General features: G+C 60.9%; 6 protein-coding genes. 2 read left to right on the top strand and 4 right to left on the bottom strand.

The window, feature by feature from the left end:
- Nucleotides 1–177 precede the first annotated feature (177 nt).
- Nucleotides 178–3,300, top strand: coding sequence for a hypothetical protein (locus D8U71_RS17995; protein ID WP_130888338.1), 3,123 nt, complete (start codon nt 178–180; stop codon nt 3,298–3,300).
- 135 nt (nt 3,301–3,435) lie between these two features.
- Here D8U71_RS17995 and D8U71_RS17990 read toward each other — a convergent pair whose 3' ends face one another.
- From D8U71_RS17990 to D8U71_RS17975, 4 genes are read right to left on the bottom strand one after another with little or no spacing between them, the layout of a single operon-like run.
- Nucleotides 3,436–4,398: a sensor domain-containing diguanylate cyclase gene (locus D8U71_RS17990; protein WP_130888337.1), complete on the bottom strand. Its 963-nt coding sequence runs from the start codon at nt 4,396–4,398 to the stop codon at nt 3,436–3,438.
- A gap of 54 nt (nt 4,399–4,452) precedes the next feature.
- The gene (locus D8U71_RS17985; RefSeq protein WP_130888336.1) at nt 4,453–5,031 is read right to left on the bottom strand and encodes a hypothetical protein; all 579 of its coding nucleotides are present in this window, start codon (nt 5,029–5,031) and stop codon (nt 4,453–4,455) included.
- Between the two features lies 1 nt (nt 5,032).
- Nucleotides 5,033–7,195 carry a xanthine dehydrogenase family protein molybdopterin-binding subunit gene (locus tag D8U71_RS17980; RefSeq protein ID WP_130888335.1) on the bottom strand — a complete coding sequence of 721 codons (2,163 nt, stop codon included), beginning with the start codon at nt 7,193–7,195 and terminating at the stop codon, nt 5,033–5,035.
- Nucleotides 7,196–7,217: 22 nt separating this feature from the next.
- Nucleotides 7,218–7,673 carry a (2Fe-2S)-binding protein gene (locus D8U71_RS17975; protein WP_007937751.1) on the bottom strand — a complete coding sequence of 152 codons (456 nt, stop codon included), beginning with the start codon at nt 7,671–7,673 and terminating at the stop codon, nt 7,218–7,220.
- Between the two features lie 248 nt (nt 7,674–7,921).
- On the opposite strand from D8U71_RS17975, the gene D8U71_RS17970 reads away from it, so the two are divergent.
- Nucleotides 7,922–8,752, top strand: coding sequence for an alpha/beta hydrolase (locus tag D8U71_RS17970; protein WP_130888334.1), 831 nt, complete (start codon nt 7,922–7,924; stop codon nt 8,750–8,752).
- Nucleotides 8,753–9,300: the final 548 nt, after the last annotated feature.

Below are 9,300 nucleotides of genomic sequence, written 5' to 3'. Positions count from 1 at the left end.
CGTACAAGTCGGGGCGTTTGCTGGAACCACCATCAGTGCGTTTTCACACAGTCTGGGATCCGGCGGGTTTTTTTATTCCTGCAGAAAAGGTCTCCGCACTACATATGTACCGCCACCGACCCTGCCCTGCCTTTGATACTCGGCGCTCGATGCTTATCAGCCGCCAGGGAGGCGCAGATGAACGACACACCGGTACATGAACAGACGCTGATCCACAATCTCATCGCAGAATTGACCGCCGTACCGGTGGTCACCGCGGCCACGCCGGCACGCACGCTGGAGGTTCCTCGTCCATGCCTGCTGCGCGAATGGATGGAGCTTTACTGGACCGCCCTCGAACGCCCTGAGTTTCTCGACTGGGCCAGTCGCTTTCACATCGACCTGGATACCTTGCAAATCAAAGGCGACATTCTGCAAGCGCGCACACCAGCGAATGGCGCCTCCGACGTACGCACCTTCACCCTGGAGGACGACTCTGGCTGGTGGCAGGTGGCGCCGATGCTGCAATCGATTTCCCAACGCATCGACCCTGCCGGGTTGGGCCTGCCTTATATCGGCGGCAAGTCCGCCAACCCGCTGTATCGCTTTCCACGGCAAGTGGTGCTGGCGTTCTACGGTTACCCGGAACCGCAAAACCAGATTCAGGCCCGCGTCATCCTCACCGAACTGAAGAAAAGCGGGCTGGCTGCCATCGATGAAAACGGCCACAGCACGTCGGCTGTGGTGAAGGAACGCAACGCGCAACTGGATGATTTCAGGGCGATCGCCGATCGAATCGATGCGGTGTTGCTGGCGAGCGATCCGTTCGAGCAACGAGGCTTTCTCGATACGCCGGTAACGCTTGCTTCGGCGTCTGTTTCCGCTCCTGTCAGAGGCCCGCGCCTGAAATTGGGCGAGCTGCTGCGTCGCTATGAATTTGCGCTGCCGGAAGATGCGGGACAAGCCAGAGCGCTTGCGCAACGCCTGCGACAGCACAGTTGGCCTGAGCTGCCCTACGTCAGTGACTACGTGCAGACCGGCACCCCTATCCGCAGCTATCGCGAAGACTTCGGCGATCTGGAGGACGTCCGGCATATTGGGCGACGCCTGGAAGTTTTGAGCTGGAACAAGGCACCCAAAGCCAGAATCGATTACGAGGAATTCAGCGAGCCCCATCCGGATTCCACGCTCTCGGTGCAGATGGCGCTGGGCCAGGAGCGCTTGCAGATATTCAGCTCCAATGCGGATTTTCAAGCCATCTTGCAACAGCACGGGTTGCCCGCCGACAGTCCATTGCTGGTGACCGAGTCCGGTCATGTCGGCACGGCCAGCGCCAAAGGCTGGGTCAACCTGACGACTGAAGTGGAAAAGCATTCCGATCTGAAACTTCATCGCGACCAGCTTAAAGCTCAGGCAGGCGAAGCCGGCGGCGCCCTGCGCTCGAGCGGTAAAGTCACCCTCGGGCAAATGTTGCGTTTTTACGAGCTACCGTTGCCAAAAACTGTCGAGCAAGCCCTGTCCCTGGCGAAATGGGACAAGATCAATCTGCACATGCGTCCCGGGCACATGAATCAGTGGTATCTGCTGGGTCAACCCTGGACGAAGACCGAGCGGTTCACCGCGCAGCAACGTCAGAGCATCATCGACACCACCCAGGCTTTTTTGCCAGAAGACTCGCCGCCACTGATCGACTACCTCAGTGAAGGGGTCGACACCGATCTGCCGCTCAATACCCTCAAGGCAAAAGCCGACTACCTGATCAGTCGTATCCTGATTACGTCGCGCGCACGGACGCTGGGCAACCAGTTGGTGAAGAACCTCGGAGCGCCGTCTCACAAAAAACGCCTTCTGGCCACCAACCGCGAACGGCTGTTGCTCGCTGCATTGATTCTCAGCCTGGAACCGAGCGCCGGTGAAGACATAAACCGAATCGTCGCCCAGCGCCTGGAGGGCAGTGATTTCTGGGGCGACAGTTATGACGAAGTGCGCCGGTTCATCGACCGGCAACCCCAACTCGCACTGGTCAAGAACAAGACATTGGCGACCCACCTGTTGTTGTCCGGCATCTCGCCGGAGTTTCTCATCCGGGGCATTCCTCGATCACTGCCTTATATGAGTTGCCTGCGCTGGGTGAGGTTGAAACAGGTCGTGCTGTATATCGAAAGACGCCTGCCGGGCGCGGCGCGCTTGATGACCTACGAGCAATTGCGCGAGCTGACGAAAGGCCCGGCGCCGGCTGATTTCTACAAGTTTCTGCGCGAGGAGCCGTGTGCCTCGGTCGTAGTGGACTGGGCGGTTGCACGAGGGCTGATCCAGCGCGATGCCGATTTTCAAGTCACGGTCTATGACGCCGCCACGCTCAAGCAAGCCGATCTGCTCTTTCGCAACCACAATCGTCTGATTTACGATTTTTACCGCCGGGCCTTCCAGTCGTCACCGCCCACCCCCGCCACTATTGCCCTCGCGGATCTGCGCAAGATCTTCGCTGATTCCCCTCACCTGACAGAGAAGGCACTGTTTGTTCCAGCCTCGGACGCTGATACAACCGGGCCACATTATTCCCTGAGCCAATTACACATTGCCGGCAAGCTAACGGGTGACATGCAGGGATGGCAATCGAGCAATGCACAATTGCAACTGCCATCGATGATTGCCTCGCTGCCCAGACTGAACAACGTGGCAAGCGCTTTTCATGCAGCGCTGGCGGCGCGCCTCAAGCATATGAAGGACGCGCATGTCGCGATTCTCAAGGAGGCGTTCTGCCGGTTGCCGTTGGCGCAACGGCTCGACCTCGAAGACAACACGCTGGAATTGCTCGCCCTGCGGCCAGTATCGGCAGCCACCGACAAACTTTCCAAGGCCGGCACGGCGCCGTTTGGCATATTGGCACTGCTGCATGGGCGGCCAACCAGAGTCTTCGAGATTTTCACCAGCAGAGATGAAGTGGTGCTGCGTCGCGATATCGACATCGCATTACTCAAACCATCGGTGGCGAAAGAAGCGGCGAAAACGCTGCCCCTCGACGCCGAAGCCTATAAAAACGGCTCCAAGCCTCGCTTGAACGCCACCTGCAAGGCGTTTATCACTCGCCTCGATATTGAGGGCGCACCACTGGCGCAACAGGCACGCACCGCCGTGCCCGATACCTTCGCCTCCAACAGAGTCAACGCCATTGCCAGCACCGCCGTCCGGCATCTGTTCGATGCTTATGAAGCGAAAGCCTTGCAAGACGCGTTGCGCATGCCCGAACTCGAGGATGCCGCGGCCAGTCACGAGAAATGGCTGGCGTTTTACCAGAAGCTGAGCCCGCCCAAGCGCTGAGCACTGGCGAACCCGGCGATGAATCGGCTGACGCCTTCGCGAGCAGGCTCGCTCCCACAGAGATGGTGCTGAATTGAAAAATCCTCCGCGCCATCGAAACCTGTGGGAGCTGGCTCGCCAGCGATGGTGCCGGTGCTAGCAGCCTTTCAGAGCTTGCTTGTGCGCATACATCGCGCCATCCGCATCGGCGAGCAGCCGATCAACGGTTTCGTGGCGCGTGGGGTCGTATTCGATCTGGCCGACGCTGAAGCGAATCGCGTAACCGCGGTGCAGCGTGGCATTGCGCTCTTCGAGGATTTCCTTGAGCCGGGCCATGATCCGCGTGGTTTCAACGTGGCTGGAGCCAGTCAGCAATGCGACGAACTCATCGCCGCCCAGGCGTCCGACCACGTCGCTTTCGCGAAAGGCAATGCGCAGCACATCGGCGAAGGTCTTCAGCGCACTGTCGCCTTCGGCATGCCCATACAGATCGTTGATCTGCTTGAAGTCGTTGAGATCGAAAAACAGCAGCGTCGCCGGCCGGTTCAGACGCGCGCAGGCATCCAGGGCATGCTGGGCCAGCTGCTTGAAACCACGGCGATTGGACAGTAGCGTCAACTCATCCATGCTCGCCATCTGCACCGCCAACAACTCTTGCTCGGCCATCTCCGCGAGGTCACGCAGCAGCGCGCGCTCTTCGTCATCGAGATGGCGAGGTTTGGTATCAATCAGGCACAAGGTGCCCATTTTGTTACCGTCCGGCACGGTCAGTGGGTACCCGGCGTAAAAGCGAATATTCGGCGCGCCGGTGACCAGCGGATTGTCATGAAAGCGCAGATCTTCCAGCGCATCGGGGACCAGCATCAGCTCGTTCTGCAAAATCGCATGGCCGCAGAAAGACACATCGCGCGAAGTCTCGCTGACATCCAGACCCACACATGATTTGAACCACTGGCGATCCTTGTCGACCAGCGTGACCAGAGCGATCGGCACGTTGAACAAACGCTTGGCCAAGCGCGTAAGGCGATCGAAACGTTCCTCCGGCTCCGAATTGAGATTCAGGCCATGCAGCGCGTCGATACGTGCAGCTTCATTGGCAGGCTTTCCGGGCACCAGCATGCGCACACTCCGTAGACAGTCATGCGTTGAGCGTAGCGTTAAATCGCCGAGGCTTCACATCTGCGCCACCGGACACGGTCCGCCGGCGTCGGCCCAGAGTTTGAATTGCGCAACGAAAATGTCGTGCGGCACCGGCACCGGTGCGCGTCCTGCCCCGGGATTCCAGCCCCAGAGCACCAGTTTGTCTTCGCTGACGTGTTTTAACAGCGCGGCGAAATCCCGGTCGCCATTGCTCGCGCGGTCCTTGATCATGGTGCAAAGCTTGTCCGAAGGCAGACCGATCCAGGCCATTTTGTGCGCCGCTGGCGGCAGGCTCCAGTGTGGCGCACCCGGCGGCGCATGAGGGCCGTAACTGGCCGGCGGATTGCTTTCGGCGTGGCAGGTGGCGCAGGGCAAACCGGCAGCGCCCTTGCCATCCATGCCGCGCACCACATTCATCGCGTGGGGGATGCCGGCGTCGAACTGCAACGGCGAATCGCCGGGAATGTGGCAGTTCTGGCAGCGCGGGCTCTGGAACACTTTCTGCACCGTGGCGAAGGCTTTCAACGCCTGCTGATCCTCGGCAAACAGGTCCGAGGCATAGCCACCAAGACCGAGCAACACGACGGTGCCCAACACAAGATGTCGTTTCATCTCACACCCCCGACAGTTGCAGTGGCAGTTCGCGCAGGCGTTGCCCGGTCAAGGCGAACACGGCGTTGGCCACGGCCGGTGCGGTCGGTGGCACACCGGGCTCACCGATGCCGCCGGGTTTCTCGCTGCTGGGGACGATATGCACTTCCACCACCGGCATTTCGTTGAGCCGCAACACCTGATAATCGTGATAGTTGGACTGCACGACGCCGCCGTCCTTGACGGTGAGTTTGCTGTGCAAGGCCATGCCGAGACCGAAGGTGATGCACGATTCCATCTGCGCGGCGATGCTCTGCGGATTCACTGCAATGCCGCAGTCCACCGCGCAGACCACCCGATGCACGCGGATCGCCAAATTGTCCTGAGACACCTCCGCCACTTGCGCCACGTAGCTGCCGAACGACTCGTGTACCGCCACGCCCAGAGCATGCCCGTCCGGCAACGGCGCGCCCCAGTTGGCCTTCTCCACCGCCAGATTGAGCACGCCGAGGTGGCGCGGGTGCGCCTTGAGCAGCGTTCGCCGGTACTCCACCGGATCCTTGCCCGCCGCCGTCGCCAGTTCATCGATCAGCGATTCCATGACGAAACCCGTGTGGGTATGGCCGACCGAACGCAGCCACAACACATTGATGCCGGTCTGCGGCGAATGCAGGTCGACCTGATGATGAGGCAGATCCTTGATGTACGGACTGTCGGCCACGCCCTCGACCGAGGTGGCATCGATGCCGTTCTTGACCATCGTCGCCTCAAGCATCGTCCCGGCCATGATCGACTGCCCCACCAGCACATGCTGCCAGCTCATCGGCAAACCATCAGCGCCCAGCCCGACCTGCGCCTTGTGCAGATACATCGAGCGGTAGTAGCCGCCGCGAATGTCATCCTCGCGCGCCCACACAGTTTTCACCGGCAAGCCCGCTGCTTTCGCCACTTGCACGGCTTCGGCGACGAAATCCGAAGTCGGATTGGCACGGCGACCAAAGCCACCGCCGAGAAATTCCGTGTGAATTTCGACCTGCTCGGGCTTGAGCCCGGTGATCTTACTGGCGACCATTTGGTCGAGGGTCTGAAACTGCGTGCCGGTCCAGATCTCGCATTTGCCGGCGCTGATTTTCACCGTGCAATTGAGCGGTTCCATCGGCGCGTGGGCCAGGTAAGGCACGCTGTATTCGACCTCGATTTTCTTCGCGGCTTTGCCGAAATTGGCCTTGGCGTCCCCCGCCTGCGTGGCGGAAGTACCCGGCGTCGCTGCCAGTTTGCGGAAACTCTCCAGCAGTTTTTCACTGCTCATGTCGGCCAGCGGCCCAAGATCCCAATCGACCTTCAGCGCATCACGGCCCAGCTTCGCCGCCCAGAAATGCTCGGCCACCACCGCCACGCCGCTGGGCACCTGCACCACCTTGTGCACGCCGGGAATGGCCAGCGCTGCGGCGCCTTCGAAGGATTTCACCGTGGCGCCAAACACCGGCGCGCGGGCGACCATCGCGGTCATCAGGCCTTCGAACTGCACGTCCATGCCGAATCTGGCGCGGCCGGTGATCTTCTCCGGGGTGTCGAGACGCTTGGTTGGTTTGCCGATGACTTTCCAGTCCTTGGCTTCCTTGAAAGTGATGGTTTTCGGGTCAGGCACCGGCAGTTGCCCGGCGGCATCGGCCAGTTCGCCGTAGGTCGCGCGTTGGTCCCCGGCGATCACCACGCCGGACTCCGTGCGAATCGTCGACGGCGCGACGTCGAAGCGTTTCGCAGCCGCTTCCACGAGCATCTGCCGCGCCGTCGCCCCGGCCAGTCGATAGCGGTCGAATTCCATCCAGGTCGACGTCGAGCCGCCGGTGATCTGCATGCCGCCAAACGCCGGCAAGCCGTAATCGGCCGCCGAGGCTGGCGAGTGCTCGACGCGGATTTTCGACCAGTCGGCGTCCAGTTCTTCGGCGATCAGCATGGTCAGGCCGGTCCAGATGCCCTGGCCCATTTCCGAATGGCCGAGCAGCACGGTGACGCTGTTGTCCGCCGCAATGCGCAGGAACGCGTTGGGCGCGAAGGTCTTGTTCTGATTTTCTGCCGCGCGGGCAAAGCGATTGGCCCCGGGCACCACGAACGCCACCATCAAGCCGCCGCTCAACAGTGCGCTGCCCTTGAGAAACCCGCGACGCGATACGGGACTGTTCATCGTTCCTCTCCCAGAGAATGACTCAGCCGATTTCGGCGGCGCGTTTGACCGCTGCGCGAATGCGCGGATAGGTGCCGCAGCGGCAGATATTGCCGGAGAGCGCCTGATCGATATCGCTGTCGGTGGGCTTGGGAATCTTCGCCAGCAACGCGGCGGCGGACATGATCTGCCCGGACTGGCAGTAACCGCACTGCACCACGTCCAGCTCGGCCCAGGCTTGCTGCACCGGGTGCGAGCCATCGCTGGACAAGCCCTCGATGGTCAGGATTTTCTGCCCGTGGGCGACGGCAGTCGCCGGAGTGATACAGGAACGTAATGGCGCGCCGTCGACGTGCACGGTGCAGGCGCCGCACTGGGCCATGCCACAACCGAACTTGGTCCCGGTCAGGTGCGCGACATCGCGCAGAACCCAGAGCAGCGGCATGTCGGCGGGGACATCGAGCTCCTGATCCTTGCCATTGATATTAAGGGTCAGCATCGGCGGATTTCCTCAGGCTCACGGTGGTGCGAAGGGGCGTCGCTGTGGTCGGAAAAACCTACGGACGCCCGCGCTTATCCCTTTCAGCAAAGCCTAATTTGCGCTTGAAGCCAGACGTTGTGACCAGCGGTCATGCAGACCCCGGCATTGCTCCTACAGTTGATAACGGCTCGCACTGAGTCGTCGTACCTCTGCGCAAACGGTCCGCGTACATCGCGGTTGTCCATCACAGGTCAGGAGTAACGAATATGGGCTTTGTCACCACTCAAGACGGCGTCGATATCTTCTACAAGGACTGGGGCCCGCGCGACGCGCCGGTGATCCACTTCCACCACGGCTGGCCGCTCAGTTCGGATGACTGGGACGCGCAGATGCTGTTTTTCCTGGCACAGGGCTTTCGGGTGATTGCCCATGATCGACGTGGACACGGGCGCTCCAGCCAGGTCTGGGATGGCCACGACATGGATCACTACGCCGACGATGTGCTGGCGGTGGTCAATCATCTGGGTACGAGCAACGTGGTGCACGTCGGCCATTCCACCGGCGGCGGCGAAGTGATCCATTACATCGCCCGGCATGGTCAGGACAAGGTCCGCAAAGCGGTGTTGATCAGCGCCGTGCCACCGTTGATGGTGCAGACCGAAAGCAACCCCGGCGGTTTGCCGAAATCGGTGTTCGATGGCTTTCAAGCGCAGTTGGCGGCGAATCGCGCGCAGTTTTATCGCGATGTGCCGAGCGGACCTTTCTACGGCTACAACCGCCCAGGCGCCGAGCCGGCTGAAGGAATCATCGCCAACTGGTGGCGCCAGGGCATGATCGGCGGCGCCAAGGCGCATTACGACGGCATCGTCGCGTTCTCGCAGACCGACTTCACCGAAGACCTGAAAAAAGTCACCGTGCCGGTGCTGGTCATGCACGGCGAGGATGACCAGATCGTGCCCTACGCCAACTCCGCACCGTTATCGGCGAAACTGCTGCCCAACGGCACACTGAAGTCGTATCCGGGCTTCCCGCATGGCATGCCGACCACGCAAGCGGAAACCATCAATGCGGATTTGTTGGCGTTTATTCGCGGGTAACAGAACTGAGGATGTACCCATAGCAGCGGACAGCACAAAACAAATTGTGAAAGCGAGCTGCTCGCGAAAGCGTTCGTTCAGCCACTTACGTATTGACTGACCCAACGCCTTCGCGAGCAGGCTCGCTCCCACAGTTGAAATTGAGTATACCCGTCAGAGACTGGTCGGCTGGAAGGCCGCCATCGCTGGCAAGCCAGCTCCCACAGGGATCAGGGTAGATCCGCTGCACACTCGTATCTCTGAGATAGCTATCGCGAGCAAGCTCACTCCCACAGAAAAACAAAGCAGCGCAGCTGCCCGCGGCAAAGCCGCCCCACTCAACAATGAGCGCAAGCTCGAGTGCTTTTTGATCTTGATCCACCGGCGACGTCGGAAGGCTGAGCGGAGGGATTGATCCGGGCGTGGGAGCGCAGCGACCGTCTGGCGCAGCCAGACACAGCGGAAGGAGGTGCAGCGAAGCAAACCGGAGCCGCTGCGCCCGGATCGATCCCGCAGCGAAGGAACCCGAGCCTGCGAGGGCCGAACGTAGGAGCAAGCCTTTTGGGTTA

The sequence above is a fragment of the Pseudomonas sp. Sample_21 genome (assembly GCF_004307525.1).
Taxonomy (GTDB): Bacteria; Pseudomonadota; Gammaproteobacteria; order Pseudomonadales; family Pseudomonadaceae; genus Aquipseudomonas; species Aquipseudomonas atacamensis.
This window is presented reverse-complemented; position numbering and strand designations above follow the sequence as displayed.

What these genes read in the sequence shown, in the direction of transcription:
- D8U71_RS17995 (WP_130888338.1), top strand. Translation starts at nt 178, where the DNA reads ATGAACGACACACCGGTACATGAACAGACGCTGATCCACAATCTCATC.
- D8U71_RS17990 (WP_130888337.1), bottom strand. Translation starts at nt 4,398, where the DNA reads ATGCTGGTGCCCGGAAAGCCTGCCAATGAAGCTGCACGTATCGACGCG.
- D8U71_RS17985 (WP_130888336.1), bottom strand. Translation starts at nt 5,031, where the DNA reads ATGAAACGACATCTTGTGTTGGGCACCGTCGTGTTGCTCGGTCTTGGT.
- D8U71_RS17980 (WP_130888335.1), bottom strand. Translation starts at nt 7,195, where the DNA reads ATGAACAGTCCCGTATCGCGTCGCGGGTTTCTCAAGGGCAGCGCACTG.
- D8U71_RS17975 (WP_007937751.1), bottom strand. Translation starts at nt 7,673, where the DNA reads ATGCTGACCCTTAATATCAATGGCAAGGATCAGGAGCTCGATGTCCCC.
- D8U71_RS17970 (WP_130888334.1), top strand. Translation starts at nt 7,922, where the DNA reads ATGGGCTTTGTCACCACTCAAGACGGCGTCGATATCTTCTACAAGGAC.